Consider the following 19,969-nt stretch of genomic DNA (forward strand, 5'->3'; position numbering starts at 1 on the left):
GCTGTCGGGAACGTCAACGACTGACACTCGCTGCTGCCCAGTAGGGGGCGCGGAGCTCCTTTTTGAGGATCTTCCCCGCCGCGTTTCGCGGCAATGTGTCGATCCATTCGATGCTCGTCGGGCATTTGTAGGCGGCGATGAGTCCTCGGCAGTGTGCGATCAGCTCGTCCTGGGTCACGTCAACCCCCGGCCGGCGGACCACAATCGCTTTCGGCGTCTCCCCCCACCGCCGGCTGGGCACGCCGATCACGGCGCTTTCCAGGACCGCGGGGTGCGATGCGAGCGCATTCTCGACCTCGGTGGGGTAAATGTTCTCCCCACCCGAGATGATCATGTCTTTGACCCGGTCGTAGAGATAGAGATACCCGTCGTCGTCGAAGTAGCCGGCATCCCCTGAGCGCAGCCAGCCGTCGACGATCGTTTCAGCGGTTTCATCAGGCCGCCCCCAATAGCCCTTCATCACTTGGGGGCTTTTAATCCAGAGTTCGCCGACCTGATGTGTCGCAACGTCTTTCAGTGTCTCCGGATCAACGATACGTATCTGCGCCGATTCCACCGGCCTACCGATAGAACGCAGCCGATGCGTGTTGGAGCCGTCGGGGTCGTGGTCAGAGGGAGGAAGGATTGATACGGTTCCACAACTTTCGGTTAGCCCGTACGCCTGGCAGAAGTCGCAGCGAAATACGGCGAGCGCCTCACGTAGCAACGTTTCGGTGATCGGTGAGCCTCCGTACGCGATGGACTTTAGCGCGGTGAAGTCCATGTCGCTGACGCCGGGAACTTGCAGCATGGATTGGACGACGGCAGGCACCAGGGTGGTGTGGGTGCAGCGCTGGTGCACCAATACCTGCAGCAGGTGCTCCGGAACAGCCTGTCGCACTATATAGTTCGTGCCGCCGGTCAGATGAGTTGCCAGAGCCATGCCGGTTCCGCCGATGTGAAAGAACGGCAGCACCATCATGTGGATGGCATCGCCGTCGAGCCCTGTCAGCGGTTCGTAAAGGGAGATACAGGTTTTCAAGCCGAGTGCGCTGATCTCGACGCCTTTGGGAGCGCCGGTGGTCCCAGATGAGTACAGCTGGAGACAGGTGTCCCCGGGGGCGGGTTCATCACCGGGATCGACAGCGGGGTGGGCGCCCAGCCACGACTCATAGGACTGTCCGAGGGGGATCGTCACGATCGGGCGCACGAAGCCCGGGGCAATGGCTTTCACGATGTCGGCGAACGGTGCTCCGACCACTATCACCCGAGCCTGCGAATCGTTGATGATGGTGAGCACTTCACGTGGGGTGAGCCTGAAGTTGACCGGAACCGCGACCGCTCGCAACTTGGCAGTGGCAACCATGACCTCGACGTGCGCGGGCCCGTTGTGATCCAGGATCGCCACCCGGTCGGTGGGGCCGACGCCATTGGCGGACAGGGCCTGCGCGAGTCGGTTCGACCGCTCGTGTAGTTGCGCATAGGTTGACGAACCGCCATCCCATTTCAGAGCGATGTGATCGGGTCGCGCTTGGGCATGACGGCGAATCATGCCGGCAATGGGCATCAATCGACTCCCGGTCGCGGGCCGCCGGGTACCGCCAGACATCCAAAACCCCAGCGGCCGAACATCTTCTGAAGGGCGAGATTGGGCAAAGCCGCTTTGCTTGCCCATATCCAAGAGCTCTGGCACCCGCCATACATGCGCGACACGGTAGCACATTAGTAGCGGAGCTCGATAGGACTACGATATTGACGAATTGTCTCGCTATACGATAGGTTGGGCGGGGGATAATGCACTCACAGGGACGCGGCGGCATCGACGCTTCATCGCAACCCCCGGTTGATCGCCGAGCGCGACCGAGAAGGAGTCCTCGACGTGTTTGGCAGCGTTCAACCACCTTTCGATCTCATCCCTGTCCATGGGGCGGAGTGGTTCTTCAACACCGCCGAAGCGATCGTCATCCTCCTGGTCGCCCTCTATGCGGTCATCCGCCGGCAACCACTGCTGCTGGTGATCATGCTGGGGACCGGTGTCGCAGGGTTCGTCGAACCGCTCGACGACACGGCCTCGCGGCTGTGGTTCACGGTCCACATGTCGGTACCCTTCACGGTCTACGGACGCACCTGGGCCATCTTCTTCCCACTGGGCTATGCCATCTACTACGGGTTGGGCTCATGGGCCGTATACAAGGTGATGGACCGCGGCGGGTCGAGGAAGACCCTGCTCATGCTTGCCATCGCCGGTGGCCTCTTCGACACAGCGGTGGAATACCCGTGGCTTTCAACACGGCTTTACAAGTATTACGGCCCTCAGCCGTTCGACATCCTCGGGTTTCCGCTGTACTGGGCATTCATTAACACCGCATACCTTTTCGTCGTCGGCTACGCCTTCTTCCTGCTGCGTCATTGGCTGAAGGGCACGAAAGCGCTCGCGGGATTTTTCATCCCGATTGTCAGTATCGGCATGATCTACGGCCTGGCATGGCCGACCTGGATCGCCATGAACGTGCAGGGGCCGCCTATCGCGGCCATGTGGATCGCCTCGGCGGTAACCATGGCTTTGTCGGCCGTGGTCATCTGGCTGATCTCGGCGGCCGCGGCCAGGTATGGATCGCCGCTTCGGCTACAGCCTAAGACATCTGAAATCGCCGATCCGGCAGGAGTTTTGACAGCGAACCGCTAACCGGCAAGCCTTCGAACGCACCGGTCAGCTTTGGCCCGCCTGTCCGCTTGCCCGCCGCCTGCTGTGGCCCGCCGCCGATTTGGTCCGTTGGCGCGTCGAACGTTTGGCACGCGCCGCGGTCGAATCGGGGCGGCCGGTTCCGGCGCCGTGGATGAACACCTCCGCCAGCACGTCGGCTGCCTCGCCGGGCGATGCCGGACCCTGGGGATCGACCCAAAAGACTGTCCAGTTCAGCAGGTTCAGCAACGCCATCGACAGCTGCGCGGCATCGATATCGGCCCGCAACCGGCCGGCAGCCTGCTGTGTTTCGATGATCTGGCGAATCAGCGCGGCATACGCGTCGTGTTCGGCAGCCACCCGTGAGCGGGCCGGGCCCACCAGTGCGTCCTCTTCGAAGATTCGGGCGAGATGCAGGTCGCGGTCTGCGGCGAGTGATCTGACGTGGGCCACGATCAGATCCCAGATCGTTGCATCGGGATTGTCGGCGACGGCCTGCGCCGTGGCGCTGAGCCGGCGCAAACTCGTTATGCACAGGCGTTCGAGCAGATCCTGCTTGGAATTGACGTGGTAGTACAGCGACGGTTGACGGACTCCGAGGCGTTCGGCGAGTTCCCGGGTGCTGCTGCGCTCGTACCCCTTTTCGCGGAACAGCTTGGCAGCGCTCTCCAACAGTCGATCTGCCACGGCTTGGTCGCTGGTTGTCGAATCCTTGGTTTCCACGTGGACCGGCATGGCCGGGGAGGCAGGTTTCTCGGCCACCCGGGCACGCGGGGTGGCACCGGCGGTGACGTAGGGTGTGAGTACCGCCCGCAGAAAGTCTTTGGTCTCCTCGCGACTTCGAGGCGTGTTCTGCCAGTCGGACATCAGCGAGAACAACAATCGCAGAAGGAGTTCGGCGAGGACGTCGATGTCGACACCCTCACCCGCCTGACCGCGGGCCTTGGCCTGCTCCAGCAGGGGCTGCCAGGCTTCTCGCACAATGGACCTGAGCACGCGGGATGCCGGCGCGGCGGCGCTGGCCCGGCTCGTTTGCCCCGCGATGAACAATGGTGCGATCGCCGGAGAACGCAGGGTCTCCTCGGCGGTGAACACGATTCCCTCCACGAGCGCCTCGGCGAACGTCGGCTCAGCGGCGACGTGTGTCATCAGTCGGCCGACAAGGCGCCTCGAACGTCGTTCCATCACCGCGACCAGCACCTCGTCGCGGCCTCCCGGGAAATGCCGATAGATTGTGGCGCGGTGGAGGCCCGCGGCTTCCGCGACGAGGTCTAGCGTCGTCTTGTCAAGGCCGACCTCGCCAAGCAATGCCTCAGCCGCCCCGACGATGCGCCCAGCGGTGTCCTCCGTCGTCTGGCTCATGCGACGTTACCTCCGTATGGGGCACGCAGGTCATGGGTGGATGCGACGTCGAATCCCGATGTTCGGGCCACCGAGCGTTCATTCTCAGCGTGATGAGCATCGGTGTTGCTCATCGGGTTTCGTGTCCGGGCCGCTAAGCCCAACAGGCGATCGGCCGGCCTGAGCAACCGGACGGCGCACTGCGCGATCCGCAGCCTATCATTCCGCGCGAACCAAACGGTCGATATGTCTCGCGGCGCAAGCGACGTTGTCCGCGTTGCGAGCTGACGCCTCGCCGTGGGCAGTGCGATAAACTTGACTAGTTGTCGCGTTACACGATAGTTTGTTGGGGTGACCGGCAATGCGTGTGGGATACACTCTCGATCGCCCGCCTCGCGCAGGGCTCGACCCGGCGTGGTTACCCGAGCAGCTGATATCGTCGCGTGCGCCGCGCAACCGGTGGTTGTCATCGATGGTGACTCCGGCGCGGCTGTGCCCTTAGGCACCAACGCGTTTCGGGCGTCGCCATGACGTTGCGCACAGGCACCCGTGATCCCGGTCAGTCGGTGCGAGAGTTGGCGCCGCTGCTCGAGTCTCGCGCCGAGGAGGCTCGACGGGCGCATGACCTGCTGGCCGAGCAGGTCGATCCGTTGTTCGACGCGGGGCTTTTCTGGCTGCTGGTGCCGGAGTGCCTCGGCGGCCACGAGGCGTCGGTGACCGATGCGTTCGAGGTGTTCGAGAACCTGACGCACATCGATGGGTCAATCGGCTGGACGGTGATGGCAACGGCCCACACGACCGCCTTGATGGGGGCCTACCTATCCGACGCCGCGGTCACGGATATTTTCGCCGATCCGCGCGCGCTTTCGGCGGGGCAGCTCGCGCCGCTGGGAAGCGCGGTGGCAGAAGGCGACTCGCTACGCGTACAGGGCAGCTTCGTGTTCGCCACCGGCTCCGCGCACGCGAACTGGATGATGGGCGGTTACCGGGAATTCGGATCGGACGGCGAACCCGTCCGCCAGGACAACGGCCTACCGAGCATGCATGTCGTCGTCGTGCCGAAATCTGCGGTGCAGCTCGACGATGACTGGAATGTCTTGGGACTCGAAGCGACCGGCAGCGTCAACTTCCGCGTTCCTGAGCAGCTCGTGCCGGTCGACTTCAGCTGGCAGCTCCTGGGCGGCAAGCCGTTACGAGGCGGCGGGTTGTATCGGATGGGCCCCTTCGGGCTGGGCTGCATCGCCCATTCGGCGTTCTCGATAGGGATCGCGCGCCGGGCGCTGGGGGAGATCGCGGCGCTGGCGATGACCAAGCGCCGGGCCGGCCGGCCGGTCCTGGTCGACGACCCGGTGTTCCAGGCGGATTACGGGAGGGCCGAGGCGGCGCTGGACGCGGCGCGGGCCGGGTCGATCGAAGCGCTCAGGAACTTAGAGCGCGCCGCCGCCACTGATTCCGTCGACGCCCGGCACCGCGGGTTGGCGCGGTTGTCGACCACCCACGCCGCGCGGATCGGGGTTGAGGTCACCGGTTTCGCGCATCGGTACGCCGGCTCGGCGGGCCTGCGAAACGGCACGGCGATCCAGCGTTGTTTTCGCGACATCGCAGCCAGCGAAGCCCACATGTTCACCGACCACAGCTCGTGGGCGGATGCCGCCGCAGCGGTGTTGACTGGCCGCGCGAGCCCATTTCTGTGACTAGATGTCCGCCAATCCCCAACTCCCGCATTGCCAAAGGAGACCTAATCGCATGAAGTTCGGAACGCTGGTGGAATTGATGCCCGGTCGTCCGCCGTGGCCCGAGGGCCGCGAGATCCAGGTGTACCACGAAGCCCTCGATCAAGTGCTGTTGACCGAACAGCTGGGCTTCGACTACGCGTGGGCAGTCGAGCATCACTTCTTGACCGGATACTCCTCTTGCTCGGCGCCGGAGTGCTTTTTGAGCGCGGTGGCGGCGCGGACGTCGCGGATCCGGCTCGGGCATGGGGTGGTGCAACTGTCCAAACAGATGAACCACATTGTGCGGGTCGCTGAGCGGGCAGCCGCACTGGACATCTTGAGCAACGGCCGCCTCGACGTGGGCACCGGGCGCGGCTTCACCGCCGACGAGGTGGCGGCGTTCGGCGTCGACCCGGCGACCACACGGCCGATGCAGCTGCACGGCATGAAGAACCTGCCGCACATTTGGGCGGCCGACCAATTCGAGCTTGACGACGAGTTCTACAAGGTCACTCCGCATACGCTGCACCCCAAGTGCTACCAGCGGCCACATCCGCCGCTGTGGATGGCCGCGACCTCGCCGCAGAGCTGGGAGCTGGCCGGCGGTTTCGGCGCGGGTGTGCTGTCATTCGGATTCTCGCCGCCCGACGAGTTGCAGGGCCATATCGCCACCTATCGGGCGGCGATCGCCAACGCCAAGACCCCATACGGCGTGGTCAATGATCAGGTGGCTTTCGCGACGCCGTTCCTGTGTGCCGAGACCGACCAGGAGGCACTCGAGGCCGCAGCCGAAGGCGTGCTGTGGTGGGTCGAGTGTGCCCTGGCCTACGTGGGCCAATGGTCACAGACCGAGGCCAAGGGATATGAGTTTTACAAGGCGTTGGGCAAGGACTTCGTGCCCATGCCGGATCTCACCGAGGAGGAAGCGGCGGGCCTGAGCCCGCAGGCACAGACGGTCAAGAAAGGCGTCAAAGCCGGGATCTTCTGCGTTGGCTCACCGGAGACGTGCGCCAAGCTGGTGCAGCGCTACGTCGACTTCGACGTCGATCAGATGATCCTGGTAGCCCAGCTCGGCTATTTGTCCAACGACGTGATCAAAAATTCCATGCGACTCTTTGCCGACGAGGTGATGCCGCGATTCAGCGATGCGAGCCAACCCGTGCAGACCTCGGCAGCGGCGCTGCATTAATCACCGAACAGACAGGATCGCCCGATGAAGCATGGAATCAGTCTCCCCATTTACAACACCTCGATCACAGAGATCCCCGCACTGGCCGTGGCAGCTGATCGGGCCGGGTTCGATTCGCTCTGGAGTTACGAGGTTTATTCGAGTCCGTTCGTCACCTTGGCCGCGGCCGCGTTCAATACGCGCAACATCACACTGGGAACCGGGCTGGCAACAGCCAGCACGCGGCACCCAATGCTTATCGCCAACGCCGCCGCCGACGTCGATCAGTACTCGGGCGGCCGCATGCTGCTCGGCATCGGTCCCGGCCTTCCGGAGGTGACGATCTCGGCGGGCGCCAGCCCTGCCAAGGGCCTGTCGTTGATGCGTGAATACATCGACCACGTCCGCGCTTGCTGGGATCTGCTGCACACCGGCGAGGCCGGTGGGTTCCAGGGCGAGTTCAACTCCAGCGTCGTCACCCCGGCACCCCCGGTCGGGTTGTTCGGACGCCAGCTGCAACGGCCGCGGATCCCGATTTATCTCGCCGCATTGCGACCGAAAATGATCGAACTCGCAGGTGAGAAAGCAGAGGGCGTTCTCGGCTGCTTCTACACGCCACGGTTCATGGACGAGGTGGTTCGGCCCAGGCTGGCGACCGGAGCGGTGCGGGCGGGCCGGCCGGTATCCGATATCGATGTGGTGTCCTACATCATCTGCAGCATCCACGACGATCGCGAAGAGGCTTACCGCCGCGCCCGGATCCATGTGGGTGCCTATTGCGCCACCCCTGGCTTTGATTTCCTTGTGGCCCAACACGATTTGCAAGACGACCAGGCCGCGGTGCGTCAGGCGGTGTTTAGCCAAGGACCGGTTGGTCTCGAAACCACCAGCGACCGACTGGTGGAGGCATTCAGCATCACCGGAACCCCCGATGAAGTCCGCGATAAGGCCAAACAATACGACGGCGTGCTACCACATATCCTGCTGCACCCGCCCTCGCTGCTGCCGGTACGACCCGAAGAGACCCGGGAATCATTTGCCGCCATTCTTGATCTGTTCGGCTGCGATGCCGCCGCCACCGACCGCAGTCCTACCGCCGAGGACAGTGACACAACCGTCAACCCGTCGGCGAAACCAACCGCCGTTAAGGCCGGCTTGTGACCTCCGGTCCCTTGGGCCGACCCTCTCGCTCACCAGGCATCACGTTGCAACTTAACGCGCTAATACCTCACAGGGCGCATACACCAAAGGTCCACGGTCCCAAGGGGTTCCGAAATGAACCGCCCCGGGATGTCCGGAGACTGTGACCGCGGGGCCGCGGGCATTTCGACGACTGCGGGCCTTCCTGAGCGCCGGCATCAGGCCAGGCACTCGACCTCGACGTGGAGCTTGCGGTAGACCTCACACGCGCGACGGTCACGCGTAACCAACAAAAGGCGATGCTCATTCGCGGTGGCCCCGACGAGCGCGTCATAGACCGACCCGCCGGCAATCCCGGCAGCCCCGAGCGTCGGGACCAGCGTTGCCGCCGCCCGAGGACTGAGAAACCTACTCTCCGGGAACGTGTTTGAGAGCAGCTGCGCGACCGTGGCGGGAGTCCGACGCGCCGGCGGCGGCAGGCGGGTCAGCACCGAGAAGGTCTCGAACGCGGCGTGGCCGGCCAGGCCCAGGGTCCGGCCGCGCAACGCCTGGAAGGTGTCCTCGTGGTGCTCGTGATCGGCAACCACAAGCGCGACGGCGACGCTGGTGTCGACGAGAAACGGGGCGCTTCTAGCGTTGGCCGGCATCGCGCAACGCCTGCACGACGGCGTCGTTGACCTCGGCACCGCCGGCGGGTATGACAAGGCGCCCGTCCCGTTCTTGGAGGGGGCCGCCCGCGAGCGGCTCGACCCGCAGGGCCGCGCCGTCGGCCGTCACCTCGACTTCGCCGGGTTGAAGGCCAAGGTGGTCGCGCAGTGCCTTGGGAATGACCAATCTGCCTGCCCGGTCAATGGTTGCGCGCATGCCTAGAGATTACCATTGCGCTACCGGCGTCACCCCGGCCGCACGAGGCCGCTCAAGTAAGCTGGCACACCGTGCAAAAGCAGGTGCGCAGGCTGGGGGTAATGGGTGGGACGTTCGATCCCATCCACTACGGGCACCTGGTCGCCGCCAGCGAGGTGGGCAACCTGTTCGACCTCGACGAAGTGGTGTTCGTGCCCAGCGGCCAACCGTGGCAGAAGGACCGCCACGTCTCGCCCGCCGAGGACCGCTACCTGATGACGGTGATCGCGACGGCGTCCAATCCGCGGTTCTCGGTGAGCCGGGTCGACATCGACCGCGGGGGCCCCACCTACACCCGCGACACCCTGCGCGACCTGCACGGGCTCAACCCTGACGCGCAGCTCTACTTCATCACCGGTGCCGATGCCCTGGAATCGATCCTGTCGTGGCATGGCTGGCAGGAGCTGTTCGATCTGGCGCGCTTCGTCGGCGTCAGCCGTCCCGGCTACGAGCTGCGCCACGACCACATCACCGGGGTGCTGGGCGAGCTGGCCGAAGGCGCGCTGACCCTCGTCGAGATCCCGGCGCTGGCGATCTCGTCGACGGACTGCCGGCGGCGCGCCGAAGAGCGCCGCCCGCTGTGGTACCTGATGCCCGACGGCGTGGTGCAGTACGTCTCCAAGCGCCGGCTCTACCACCGGCCCGCCCGCCAAGCGGACGACGGGTCCGAAAGTCCGACGACGACCAGCCTCGCCACCGGGAACAACACGTGACCGCCACCCGGGAAGCCATCGACATGGCCACCGTCGCCGCCAGCGCGGCCGCCGCCAAGCTGGCCGACGACGTGGTCGTGATCGACGTGTCGGGCCAGCTGGTCATCACCGACTGCTTCGTCATCGCCTCGGCGTCCAACGAGCGCCAGGTCAACGCGATCGTCGACGAGGTCGAGGAGAAGATGCGCAAGGCGGGCTACAAGCCGGCCCGTCGCGAGGGCGCCCGGGAGGGGCGCTGGACCCTGCTGGACTACCGCGACATCGTCGTGCACGTCCAGCACCAAGACGACCGCAACTTCTACGCGCTGGACCGGCTTTGGGGTGACTGCCCGGTGATCCCGGTGGACACGGACGCCGCGGGCGTGGCGGGCCCGGACGGCCCGGTCGATTCGGCGGGCGAGCAATGAGAAGCCGCCGCCTGGTCATGCTGCGGCACGGGCAGACCGACTACAACCTCGGCAGCCGGATGCAGGGTCAGCTCGACACCGAGCTGAGCGAGCTGGGCCGGGCGCAGGCGGTCGCCGTTGCCGAGGTGCTGGGCAAGCCGCAGCCGCTCCTGATCGTGTCCTCGGATCTGCGGCGGGCCTACGACACCGCGATCAAGCTGGGGGAGCGCACCGGGCTCAAGGTCTGGGTCGACGACCGGCTGCGCGAGACCCACCTGGGCGATTGGCAGGGGATGACGCACGCCGAGGTCGACGCCGACGCGCCGGGGGCCCGGCTGGCCTGGCGCGAAGACGCGACGTGGGCGCCGCACGGCGGCGAAAGCCGGGTCGACGTCGCCGCCCGCAGCCTGCCGGTCATCGCCGAGCTGGTGTCCGGCGAACCGGAGTGGGGCGGCCCGAACCAGCCGGACCGGCCGGTGGTGCTGGTGGCGCACGGCGGCCTGATCGCCGCGCTGTCGGCGGCGCTGCTGCGCCTTCCGGTCGCCAACTGGCCGATCCTGGGCGGCATGGGCAACGCCAGCTGGGTGCAGCTCTCCGGCCACTCCGAGGACCCCGGCACGGATTTCGACGCCATCCGCTGGCGCCTGGACGTGTGGAACGCTTCGGCGCAGGTGTCCAACGATGTCCTCTGAAACGAGACCGACCCTGTTGGTGTTCGCCGACTCGCTGGCCTACTACGGCCCCACTGGGGGGCTGCCCGCTGACGATCCGCGCATCTGGCCCAATCTCGTTGCCTCACAGTTGGGTTGGGATCTGGAACTGATCGGCCGCATCGGCTGGACCTGCCGCGACGTCTGGTGGGCGGCCACCCAGGACCCGCGGGCCTGGGCGGCGCTGCCGCGGGCGGGCGCCGTGATCTTCGCGACCGGCGGGATGGATTCGCTGCCGTCGGTGCTGCCGACGGCGCTTCGCGAGCTGATCCGCTACGTGCGCCCGCCCTGGCTGCGGCGCTGGGTCCGCGACGGCTACGGCTGGCTGCAGCCCCGGCTTTCGCCGGTCGCCCGGCCCGCGCTGCCGCCGCGCCTGAGCGCCGAATATCTCGAACAGACCCGCGGGGCAATCGATTTCAACCGCCCCGGCATCCCGATCGTGGCTTCGCTGCCGTCGGTGCACGTCGCCGCCACGTACGGCAAGGCCCACCACGGTCGGCCCGGCACCGCCGCCGCGATCACCGAATGGGCGCAGGCCCACGACATTCCCCTGGTGGACCTCAAAGCCGCTGTGGCCGAACAGATCATGAGTGGCCGCGGCAACCCCGACGGCATTCACTGGAATTTCGAAGCGCACCAGGCGGTCGCGGAGCTGATGCTCAAGGCGCTGGCCGAGGCCGGCGTCTCCACCGGAAAGCCGCGCGGGTAGCGCTCGTGGCTGTCGTGGTGGTGACCGACGCATCCTCGCGCTTGCCGGTCGAGCTGCTCGGCAAGTGGGCGATTCGCGTCGTGCCCTTGCACATCCTGCTCGACGGCGAGGACCTGCGCGACGGCGTGGACGAAATCCCCGAGGACGTGCACAAGCTGCACGCCACCACCGCGGCGGCCACGCCGGCCGAACTGGCCGACGCCTACCAGCAGGCGCTGGCCGACAGCGAGGGCGACGGCGTTGTGGCGGTGCACATTTCGTCGGCCCTGTCGGGAACCTGCGGCGCCGCGGAACGCACCGCGGCCGACCTCGACCCGAAGGTGCGTGTCGTCGACTCTAGGTCGGCCGCGATGGGCACCGGCTTTGTGGCGCTGGCCGCCGCCCGGGCGGCGGCCGCCGGCGCCGACCTGGACGCCGTCGCCGACGCCGCCCGCTCGGCGGTGTCGCGGGGCCACGCGTTCATCGTGGTGCACCGGCTGGACAATTTGCGCCGCAGTGGGCGCATCGGCGGAGCCAAGGCCTGGCTGGGCACCGCGCTGGCGCTCAAACCGCTGCTGCGCATCGACGACGGCAAACTCGTTCTGGCCCAACGGGTCCGCACCGTCACCGCCGCGACCGCGGCGATGATCGACCGGGTCTGCGAGGCGGTCGGCGACGCCCCCGCCGCGGTGGCGGTGCACCATGTCGACAACCCCGACGGCGCCCGGGAGGTGGCGGCCGCGCTGGCGCAGCGGCTACCAGCGTGCGAGCCGGCCATCGTCACGCCGCTGGGGCCGGTGCTCGCGCTGCACGTCGGCGCGGGCGCCGTCGCGGTGTGCGTGGACGCCGATCCCGCCTTGCGGGCGTAACGCCACTGCTGATCTTGACGCTTTAAGCAATGGCGCTACGCTGACGGCTGCAGGGCGCGCCGCCCCCGCAACGCGTTGTCGCCGCGCGGGTGTACCACCTGCGGCCACCAGAACCAGCGCCCGAGCAGCGTGGCGATCGACGGCATCAACAGCGTGCGCACGACGAGCGTGTCGAGCAGCAGGCCGATGCAGACCGTCGACCCGAACTGCCCGAGCACCCGCAGGTCGCTGCCCAGCATCGCGGCCATCGTGAAGGCGAACACCAGGCCCGCCGCCGTCACCACACCACCGGTGCCGGCCATCGACCGGATGGTCCCGGTCTTGAGCCCGCCATGGATCTCTTCACGGAAACGGGACACCAGTAGCAGGTTGTAGTCCGATCCCACGGCCAGCAAAATGATCACCGATAGCGCCAACACGATCCAGTGGATCCTGATGCCGAACAGATCCTGCCAAATCAACACGGAGAGACCGAAGGACGCCGCGATCGAACTCGCGGCCGTGCCGACGATCACCAGCGCGGCGACCACGCTGCGGGTCAGCAGCAACATGATCATGAAGATCAGCGTGAGGGCCGAAACTACCGCGATCATCAGGTCGTACTTCTCGCCGTCGGCCATGTCCCGATAGGTGGCGGCGGTTCCGCCGAGATACACCCTGGCATCCGAAAGCGAGGACTGCTTCAGCCCCTCCTGCGCCGCGGTGCGTTCGGCATCGACGCGCGCAATGCCTTCCGGCGTCATCGGATCGCCCTGATGGGTGATGAAGAACCGCGCCGATTTTCCGTCCGGCGACAGGAACATCCGCAGACCCGTCTGGAAGTCGGGGTTGTCGAAGGCTTCCGGCGGCAGATAGAAGAAGTCGTCGTTCTTCGACCCGTCGAAGCTTTGCCCCATCACGATGGCCGTGTTGCTCATCGCCTCCATCTGGTCGATCATCGCCTTGAACGTCTGGTACAGCGTCAGCGTGATGCCCCTGGTGGTCTTCAGTGTGGTGATCAGCGGCGGAAACAGCGCATTGAGGTCGTGGGTGGCCTTCGCGGTGTGCTCGATGTCAGCGGTGAGGTAGTGGAACTGTTCGGCGAGTTGGTCGAACCCGTCGAACGTATCGAACAGGGACCGCAGCCCAATGCACACCGGAATGTCGTAGCAGTGCCTCTCCCAGTACATGTAGGAGCGTAGCGGCCGGAAGGTGTCGTCGAAATCCGCGATGTGGTCGCGCAGCTTGTCGGTGATCTGCGAGGTGACCGCCGTGGTCTTGGCGCTGTCGTCCGCGGCGTTGGCCAGGTCCAACGACACCTCGTACTGGCGTTGCGTGGTCTCGATCTGAGTCTGTAAGTCGTCCGCCATCCTCAGAATGTCGGCGATGCGCTCCTTGAGAAAGCTCATGTTCTGCATCGTCGTCTGGCTCTGGACGCTGTTCTGGAACGGAATCGAGCTGTGCTGAATCGGAATGCCCAGCGGACGCGTGATGTCCTGGACCATGGCGATGCCGAGCGTGCGCATCTCGTTCTTGGCCACCCGGTCCAACACCAGCATGTCGGCCGGGTTGCGCATGTCGTGGTCTGACTCGACCATTAACAGGTCGGGGTTCATCCGAGCCTCGGAGAAATGCCGGTTCGCGGCCTCTTGCCCTTGATTCGAGGGTGCCGACAACGGCAGGTAATGGCGGTCGTTGTAGCTGGTGTGGAAGCTCGGCAGGGCGATCATGCCGACCAGCACGACGGCAGCGCTGACGGCCAAAACCGGTGCGGGCCAACGGACTACGGCGGTGCCGACCCGGCGCCACAGCCGGCCACGCTTGGCCTGCTTCTCGAACAAGTGCAAGCGAGTGCCGACGTAGACCACCGCCGGGCCCAGCGTGACGCCGGCCAGCACCACAACCAGCATTCCGATGGCCACCGGTGCGCCCATGGTGTTGAACCAGGGCAGTCGGGCAAAACTCAGGCAGTAGGTGGCGCCGGCGATTGTCAGGCCCGATCCCAACACCACCGGGGCGACTCCCTTGAAGGTGGTGTAGTACGCGGTTTCTCTGTCCTCGCCGGCGGCCAACGCCTCTTTATAACGGCCGATTAGGAAGATGCCGTAGTCGGTTGCGGCGGCGATCGCCAGCATGGTGAGGATGTTGGCGGCAAAGGTGGTGAGGCCAAATGCGTTGTGGTAGGCCAGAACCGCGACGACGCCGCGCGCGCACGCCAGCGCCACCAAGGTCATGAAGAGCTGCACGAGCGTGGTGACGATCGACCGGTAGACCAGCAGCAGCATGATCGCGATGGCGCCCAGGGTGAACAGCGTGATCTTGGCCAGGCTGGCGTTGCCGATGATGTGCATGTCGTCGGAGAGCGCCGCGGGCCCGGTGACGTAGGCCTTGACGCCGGGCGGCGCCTTATTCTCGTCGATCACCTTGTGTACGGCGTCCACGGAGTTATTCGCCTGCGTGGTGCCCTGGTTACCGGCGAGGTTCAACTGCACATAGGCGGCCTTTGCGTCGGCGCTCTGCGCGCCCGCGGCGGTGAGCCGGTCACCCCAGAAGTCCTGGATGTGCTGGATGTGCTTGGAATCCTGTCGCAGTTCTCGGACCAGCTTGTCGTAGTACTGGTGTGCGTCCGGGCCGAGGGGTTGCTGACCCTCCAGGACGATCATGACGGTGCTGTTGGAATCGAATTCGTGGAAGTTGTGGCCCAGGCGCATCATCGCCTTCATCGACGGCGCGTCCAGCGGTGTCATCGGCGCCGAGTGCGCCTCGCCGACCACTTCCAGTCTGGGGACGATGACGTTCACCAACACGGTTACCGCCACCCAGCCCAAAATGATGGGAATCGCGAAGATGGCGATTGCATGGGGAAGGTAGGGCCGGTGACCCCGCTCGGCCTTCGATAAGCCCCGGGTGGTGATCGGGCCGGTGTCGGCCGCGCTCAGGTCGCGCTCGGTGTGACTGTTCACGTCGCTCATGCGGATTTCACCAGGCAGAAGGTTTGGGCGTTATGGCCGGCGGAATTCTGATTGTCGCGGACGACACCGTCCACGGTGATCTTGCAAGCAATCGTGCTGCCGTCGCTTTGCGCCATGATGTTGGCGCTCACCGAGGGCAGCGTTGTGGAGATCGTGGTGGACCACGGCAGCGGGGCGTTGTTGACCTGGTGCGTGTTGGCGTTCTCGTCCCAGTAGTTGATGTTGGCCACCGTGCCGGGTGGTCCAAAGACCTCGTAGACGACGACCTTCGGGTTGAACTGGACGATCTCGATGCCGGCGCCGGCATTCGCGTTGAGGTCCTGGGAGCCGAAGACCTTGTGCAGCCGGGAAACCACCAGACCGGAGACGGCGAGCACCACGGTCAAAAGCAGAGGGATCCATGCCCGCTTCAGCGCGCGGGTGAGCAGACCGGTTCGTGATCTCGAGGCTGGATTAGCCATCACTTGACCGCCTTCCGCTTATCGCCGCGTGGTCCTCGCCGCCCTGCCAGAACACCTCGCGACCGCCCGCGACAACGCTCCTTGTTAACGGAACCTTTGCTCAGCTAAGCATCGTAAACAGTAGTGCACGCACGCGTTCCTCGGGGTGCCCCATGTGGCGACCGACACAAGACCTAGCGGGCCACGCGGCCCGTGACGGGCGGTAGGTCGGCGAGCGTGACGATGCCGGGTTTCGCCGCCACCACGGCGGGGACCGCATTGGTGACCGGCATCGCGGTGTAGATCATTCCCAGCCCCATGAACCCGGGCTCGGTCCAGTCCTTCGGCGGCAGGCAATGCACGACGGTGCGCATGTTGGGCAACCCGAACACCTGGATGACATGGCCGTGCTCGAGCGGTTTGGGCGGCACCACGTGACTGCCCATCACCCAGTTGAATCCGACGCTGACGACGTTGCGGTCGCCTTCCCAGCCCCGGTGGTAGCCATACACGCTGCCGACCGTTCCCGCGGGGATCTTCATGAAACCCAGATCGGAGTCGGCGGTGGCCGCGGTGAAGGTGACGTCGAACGTCATCCGGTCCAGCTTCGCCCCGATCGCGTCGGCCATCATCGCCGCCGACTCGGCGAACACCTCGCTTTCCCGCCGCACGCTCTCGGCCAACCCCGGCGTATCGGGATCCTGCGAGAACCCCATCGCCGTCTGGGTTTCCGCCGACGCGTACGTCGAGCAGTCCACCGACTCGGTGATCCGGATCTCGTCGACCCGCTCGCACGAGCCGCTGAGCGCCATGGCGACCAGGTTCGTCATGCCGGGGTGCGCGCCGCTGCCGAAGATCGTCGACCCGCCCCGCTGGCAAGCGTCCTCGATGCGCTTGCGGTCCTCGGGTGTTTGCTTGCCGCCGGTGATCCAGGCCGCGCTGGTGCACACATTGACGCCCGACTCGAGCAGGCGAACCAGCTCGATGACGTTGGGCCACAACGGGTTATAGCAACAGGCGTCCGGTTTCAGCGCCAGCAGCTCGTCGACGTCGCTGGTGGCCTTGACCCCGGTCGGCTCCGGCCACCCGGACAGCTCCGCGGCGTCCACGCCGACCTTCTCCGGGCCGTGGGCGTACACACCGACCAGCTCCATGTCCGGCCTGCCGATGATGGCGTGCAGCGAACGCCGTCCGATGTTGCCGGTGGTCCACTGGATAACGCGCAGTGGGCGGTTCGCGGTGGGAGTGCTCATCGGGGCTCCTTTGCCGGTGCGAGTGGACCCATTATGGGCAACCGCCCGCCCGTGCGCGCCGGCCGGGCGTCCCGCCGGCCCGCGTGCGGTCGCCCTCAGGCGTCCAAGCGGACGAACTCGTCCCGGCGATACCGCTCGACGCAGGCGGCGCGGCGGATCTTGCCGCTCGTCGTGGTGGGGATCGACCCCGGCTCCACCAGCACCAGGTCCCCGACGTTCAGCCCGTGTTCGTTGGAAATCGCCGAGGTGACGTCGCTCTTGACGCCGGCGAGCCAGCGACTGGCCTCCTCGTCGGACCCGCCGCGCTTCTTGAGCTCGACGACGGTGACCAGCTTTTCGGTGCTGTTCACCGGGACCGATATCGCCGCGACCCGGCCGCCGGTGATCTGTTGGACCGTCGCCTCGATGTCCTCGGGATAGTGGTTGCGCCCGCGGATGATCAGCAAATCCTTGATGCGGCCGACGATGAACAGGTCACCGTCGAACACGAAACCCAGGTCGCCGGTTTTCAGCCACGGCCCCTCGGGGGTGCCGGGCGACGGGTCCCGAAGCGTTGCGCCGAAGCAGCGCTGCTCCTCCGGCGGTTTGCGCCAGTAGCCGTCGGCGACGTTGGGGCCGTGCACCCAGATCTCGCCGACCACCCCCTGCGGGCATTCGCGGTCGGTGTCGGTGTCGACGATGCGCAGTGTGGGCGATTGCGGCACTTTGTATTTGACCAGGGCGGTGCCGGTCCCGGCCGCGCACGGCCGCGCGCGGCCGGCGGACAGCTCCGCGACGTCGAAGCGGACCGCGCTCGACGATTCGTTCCAGGTGCCCGCCGTCACGAAGACGGTCGCCTCCGCCAGGCCGTAGGAGGGACGCACCATCTCGTCGCGAAAGTTGAAGTGCGCGAACCGATCAACGAAGCGTCGCAGGGTGGCCGGCTCGACCCGTTCGGCGCCACTGATGATGCCCAGCACGCCGCCGAGGTCGAGCCCGGCCAGGTCGGCCTCGGTGGTTTTGCGGGCGGCCAGGTCGAAGGCGAAGTTCGGCGCCGCCGAAAACGCGGAAGCGTTCTCGGCCAACGCGCGCACCCATCTGGCCGGCCTTTCCAAGAAGGAAAGCGGGCTCGTCAGCTCGCCGCGATAGCCGCCCAGGATCGGCGCGCACACCCCCAGCACCAAGCCCATGTCGTGGTAGAAGGGCAACCACGACACGATCGTGGTGTCCGGTGGGGCCTTGACGTGGGAGTCGGCGAAGAAGCTGCGCATCAGCTGCTCGAAATTCACCTGCAGGTTGCGGTGCGAGATCATCACACCGGTCGGCGTGCGGGTCGAACCCGAGCTGTACTGAAGGTACGCGGTGCTCGGCAAATCCGTTGTGCGAGCGCTGGTTTGGAGGTCGGCGTCCAGATTCATCGAATCGACCTCGACGATCTTCGGCACGGGGTCCAGGCGTGCCTGGTGAACGTATTCGGCGATCTCGTCAGCGACCGCGGACGTCGTCAGAATCACCGAGGGCGACGTGTCGGCGAGGACGGCGCCCACCCGCTCGTGGCTCGAGCCGCGGTGCGGCAACGGCAGCGGAACCGCGATGAGCCCCGCCTGCATCGACCCCAGGAACGCCACGATGTAGTCGAGGGACTGGGGCGCCAGGATCACCGCCCGGTCCCCGGCCGACCCGTGGGGGCTGAGCTCGCGCGCCGCATTGAATGTTCGGCGGGACAACTGCGACCACGTCACGCTCTCGGCCGCGCCCGCCCCGTTGTTTTCGTAGTCGGTGAAAGTGAACGCCACGTCATGTGGCCGCAGGCTGGCGCGGCCGTGCAGCATCGAAAGAATGGTCGACTGAGGCGGGGTCACGTCACGTCCGTACTGGCTTGTCGATCACGCCGGGGATCAGGGGCCGGCCTGGGCCGCGCCGTGCGACAGCACGGACATGGCGCCGGCCAGGATCTGCGAGAGCGGGTCGGCTCCGCCGCCGAACGTCGCCTGGTTGGCCGGCGCCGTGACGGCCGCGGGGTCGAAGCCGTGCACCGGGTCCACCTGCACCGGGGCGGTCGCGGGGTCGTCGTTGCGCGAGTAACCGGCGTTGACCCGGGGGATCAGGATCGCGTCGAGCTTGTTCAGCGTGTCCTCCGGGATCCCGATGTAGGCCAGCGGCATGACGAGCGGAAGGTGCTTCTCCGGCACCATGATCGTCGTCTCCTTGGCGCCCCTGGAATTGATCGTGGTCCTGATGTTCTGCGGCGGCACCATGCTGGCGTTGGTGAAGGCGACAGCGGTGTGACCGGTGGCCAGGCCCATCAGCGTGTTGGCGAGGGCGAACATGTTGTCGGGCCGGTCGGGGAAGTCGGCGATCGAGTCGTAGGCGGCCACGAACTTGTCGGTGTCGTACTGGCTCTCGTACGGCGGCGGCATGGTGTAGTCGAGCGCGGGAACCACGCTGCCGACCGGGAACATGGCGCTCAGGAAACTCTGGCCGAACGCGTGACGCCCGATCGGGTCGCCGAACGAGGCGAAGTTCAGCGTGTTGGGCGGGGGAGCGGCCGGGTCGTTCGCCAACCGAGCCTGCTCGCCGTCGACCACGAACCCGCCCTCGGACAGGCCGATCGCCGTGCCCGGGCGACCCGTCTTGATCGCCGCGTCAAGGTTGTTGATTCCCACGCCGACGGATTCGCCGACGCTGGGCCCGTCCAGACCGAGGCCCGGGAACAGGTCCTCGCCGATCTTGCCGATGCCCGGGAAGAGCCGCTCCAGCACGTGGCCCTGAACCTGCCCCGCCGGGTAGCGCACGATTTCCCGCTTCTGGCCGGGGAACCACTGGGCCCCCTCCTCGCGGATGTACTCGTCGTAGGGGATGCCCAGAACGTGAGCGCCGCCGAGCGCGAACGCCGTCTGGTCGCCCGGCGCCCCCGGAGTCGGCGGACCGCCGATGGGCGTGTCGTCAGCCGTCGCGGTGTTGACGCCGAAACACCCTGTGGCGCCGAAGGTTACCAGCGTAGTAACCCCTGCGAGTAGTTTCTTCATCGCTATCCCTGACCGCTCGGCT

General features: G+C 66.2%; 18 protein-coding genes. 9 read left to right on the forward strand and 9 right to left on the reverse strand.

Going from position 1 to position 19,969, the window contains the following annotated elements; translation table 11 throughout:
• Positions 1–13 precede the first annotated feature (13 nt).
• Positions 14–1,546 (reverse strand): long-chain-fatty-acid--CoA ligase, encoded by a 1,533-nt coding sequence (locus tag AWC19_RS11425; protein WP_085078215.1) that lies wholly within the window; start codon positions 1,544–1,546, stop codon positions 14–16.
• A gap of 312 nt (positions 1,547–1,858) precedes the next feature.
• On the opposite strand from AWC19_RS11425, the gene AWC19_RS11430 reads away from it, so the two are divergent.
• Positions 1,859–2,665 (forward strand): hypothetical protein, encoded by an 807-nt coding sequence (locus tag AWC19_RS11430; protein WP_142281119.1) that lies wholly within the window; start codon positions 1,859–1,861, stop codon positions 2,663–2,665.
• Positions 2,666–2,689: 24 nt separating this feature from the next.
• On the opposite strand, the gene AWC19_RS11435 is transcribed toward AWC19_RS11430, so the two are convergent.
• Complete coding sequence (locus tag AWC19_RS11435) at positions 2,690–4,024, reverse strand: TetR family transcriptional regulator (protein ID WP_085078217.1); 1,335 nt, start codon at positions 4,022–4,024, stop codon at positions 2,690–2,692.
• 506 nt (positions 4,025–4,530) lie between these two features.
• Here AWC19_RS11435 and AWC19_RS11440 point away from each other — a divergent pair.
• Genes AWC19_RS11440 through AWC19_RS11450 form a run of 3 tightly spaced genes read left to right on the forward strand, consistent with a single transcriptional unit; the run spans position 4,531 to position 8,047 of the window.
• On the forward strand, positions 4,531–5,697 hold the full coding sequence (locus tag AWC19_RS11440; protein ID WP_085078218.1) for an acyl-CoA dehydrogenase family protein: 1,167 nt from the start codon (positions 4,531–4,533) through the stop codon (positions 5,695–5,697).
• 52 nt (positions 5,698–5,749) lie between these two features.
• Positions 5,750–6,907 (forward strand): LLM class flavin-dependent oxidoreductase, encoded by a 1,158-nt coding sequence (locus AWC19_RS11445; protein WP_158090860.1) that lies wholly within the window; start codon positions 5,750–5,752, stop codon positions 6,905–6,907.
• Positions 6,908–6,931: 24 nt separating this feature from the next.
• A complete protein-coding gene (locus tag AWC19_RS11450; protein ID WP_085078220.1) occupies positions 6,932–8,047 on the forward strand; it encodes an LLM class flavin-dependent oxidoreductase in 1,116 nt (371 codons plus the stop codon).
• Positions 8,048–8,244: 197 nt separating this feature from the next.
• Here AWC19_RS11450 and AWC19_RS11455 read toward each other — a convergent pair whose 3' ends face one another.
• Together AWC19_RS11455 and AWC19_RS11460 are read right to left on the reverse strand one after the other, a co-directional pair.
• Entirely contained in the window at positions 8,245–8,673 is a 429-nt protein-coding gene (locus AWC19_RS11455; protein WP_085078221.1) for a type II toxin-antitoxin system VapC family toxin, read from the reverse strand.
• A complete protein-coding gene (locus AWC19_RS11460; protein WP_085078222.1) occupies positions 8,657–8,890 on the reverse strand; it encodes an AbrB/MazE/SpoVT family DNA-binding domain-containing protein in 234 nt (77 codons plus the stop codon). The genes AWC19_RS11455 and AWC19_RS11460 overlap by 17 nt, the downstream gene beginning before the upstream one ends.
• An 83-nt stretch (positions 8,891–8,973) precedes the next feature.
• Here AWC19_RS11460 and nadD point away from each other — a divergent pair, with 83 nt between their 5' ends.
• Genes nadD through AWC19_RS11485 form a run of 5 tightly spaced genes read left to right on the forward strand, consistent with a single transcriptional unit; the run spans position 8,974 to position 12,295 of the window.
• The gene (gene nadD / locus AWC19_RS11465; protein ID WP_264072831.1) at positions 8,974–9,642 is read left to right on the forward strand and encodes a nicotinate-nucleotide adenylyltransferase; all 669 of its coding nucleotides are present in this window, start codon (positions 8,974–8,976) and stop codon (positions 9,640–9,642) included.
• A complete protein-coding gene (gene rsfS / locus AWC19_RS11470; protein WP_085078224.1) occupies positions 9,639–10,049 on the forward strand; it encodes a ribosome silencing factor in 411 nt (136 codons plus the stop codon). Before nadD ends, rsfS begins: the two co-directional genes overlap by 4 nt.
• A complete protein-coding gene (gene gpgP, locus AWC19_RS11475) occupies positions 10,046–10,720 on the forward strand; it encodes a glucosyl-3-phosphoglycerate phosphatase (protein WP_085078225.1) in 675 nt (224 codons plus the stop codon). The genes rsfS and gpgP overlap by 4 nt, the downstream gene beginning before the upstream one ends.
• Positions 10,710–11,447 (forward strand): diglucosylglycerate octanoyltransferase, encoded by a 738-nt coding sequence (octT, locus tag AWC19_RS11480; RefSeq protein ID WP_085078226.1) that lies wholly within the window; start codon positions 10,710–10,712, stop codon positions 11,445–11,447. The genes gpgP and octT overlap by 11 nt, the downstream gene beginning before the upstream one ends.
• Before the next feature lie 5 nt (positions 11,448–11,452).
• On the forward strand, positions 11,453–12,295 hold the full coding sequence (locus AWC19_RS11485; RefSeq protein ID WP_085078227.1) for a DegV family protein: 843 nt from the start codon (positions 11,453–11,455) through the stop codon (positions 12,293–12,295).
• A gap of 35 nt (positions 12,296–12,330) precedes the next feature.
• Here the strand turns inward: AWC19_RS11485 and AWC19_RS11490 are convergent, their stop codons facing one another.
• From AWC19_RS11490 to pe, 5 genes are all read right to left on the reverse strand, one after another.
• Positions 12,331–15,246: an MMPL/RND family transporter gene (locus AWC19_RS11490; protein WP_085078228.1), complete on the reverse strand. Its 2,916-nt coding sequence runs from the start codon at positions 15,244–15,246 to the stop codon at positions 12,331–12,333.
• The gene (locus AWC19_RS11495) at positions 15,243–15,707 is read right to left on the reverse strand and encodes an MmpS family transport accessory protein (RefSeq protein ID WP_085078229.1); all 465 of its coding nucleotides are present in this window, start codon (positions 15,705–15,707) and stop codon (positions 15,243–15,245) included. The genes AWC19_RS11490 and AWC19_RS11495 overlap by 4 nt, the downstream gene beginning before the upstream one ends.
• Positions 15,708–15,880: 173 nt before the next feature.
• Positions 15,881–16,939, reverse strand: a complete 1,059-nt coding sequence (locus AWC19_RS11500; protein WP_085078230.1) for an NAD(P)H-dependent amine dehydrogenase family protein — start codon at positions 16,937–16,939, stop codon at positions 15,881–15,883.
• 95 nt (positions 16,940–17,034) lie between these two features.
• Complete coding sequence (locus AWC19_RS11505; protein WP_085078231.1) at positions 17,035–18,780, reverse strand: AMP-binding protein; 1,746 nt, start codon at positions 18,778–18,780, stop codon at positions 17,035–17,037.
• Between the two features lie 36 nt (positions 18,781–18,816).
• Positions 18,817–19,947 carry an acyltransferase PE gene (pe, locus tag AWC19_RS11510; protein WP_085078232.1) on the reverse strand — a complete coding sequence of 377 codons (1,131 nt, stop codon included), beginning with the start codon at positions 19,945–19,947 and terminating at the stop codon, positions 18,817–18,819.
• Positions 19,948–19,969: the final 22 nt, after the last annotated feature.

The sequence above is a fragment of the Mycobacterium palustre genome, assembly GCF_002101785.1.
GTDB lineage: Bacteria > Actinomycetota > Actinomycetes > Mycobacteriales > Mycobacteriaceae > Mycobacterium > Mycobacterium palustre.

Coding starts and splice junctions, on each gene's coding strand:
- gpgP (WP_085078225.1), top strand. CDS start 10,046: ATGAGAAGCCGCCGCCTGGTCATGCTGCGGCACGGGCAGACCGACTAC.
- AWC19_RS11490 (WP_085078228.1), bottom strand. CDS start 15,246: ATGAGCGACGTGAACAGTCACACCGAGCGCGACCTGAGCGCGGCCGAC.
- AWC19_RS11445 (WP_158090860.1), top strand. CDS start 5,750: ATGAAGTTCGGAACGCTGGTGGAATTGATGCCCGGTCGTCCGCCGTGG.
- AWC19_RS11440 (WP_085078218.1), top strand. CDS start 4,531: ATGACGTTGCGCACAGGCACCCGTGATCCCGGTCAGTCGGTGCGAGAG.
- AWC19_RS11450 (WP_085078220.1), top strand. CDS start 6,932: ATGAAGCATGGAATCAGTCTCCCCATTTACAACACCTCGATCACAGAG.
- AWC19_RS11425 (WP_085078215.1), bottom strand. CDS start 1,546: ATGCCCATTGCCGGCATGATTCGCCGTCATGCCCAAGCGCGACCCGAT.
- AWC19_RS11460 (WP_085078222.1), bottom strand. CDS start 8,890: ATGCGCGCAACCATTGACCGGGCAGGCAGATTGGTCATTCCCAAGGCA.
- AWC19_RS11500 (WP_085078230.1), bottom strand. CDS start 16,939: ATGAGCACTCCCACCGCGAACCGCCCACTGCGCGTTATCCAGTGGACC.
- pe (WP_085078232.1), bottom strand. CDS start 19,947: ATGAAGAAACTACTCGCAGGGGTTACTACGCTGGTAACCTTCGGCGCC.
- AWC19_RS11455 (WP_085078221.1), bottom strand. CDS start 8,673: ATGCCGGCCAACGCTAGAAGCGCCCCGTTTCTCGTCGACACCAGCGTC.
- AWC19_RS11435 (WP_085078217.1), bottom strand. CDS start 4,024: ATGAGCCAGACGACGGAGGACACCGCTGGGCGCATCGTCGGGGCGGCT.
- octT (WP_085078226.1), top strand. CDS start 10,710: ATGTCCTCTGAAACGAGACCGACCCTGTTGGTGTTCGCCGACTCGCTG.
- AWC19_RS11495 (WP_085078229.1), bottom strand. CDS start 15,707: ATGGCTAATCCAGCCTCGAGATCACGAACCGGTCTGCTCACCCGCGCG.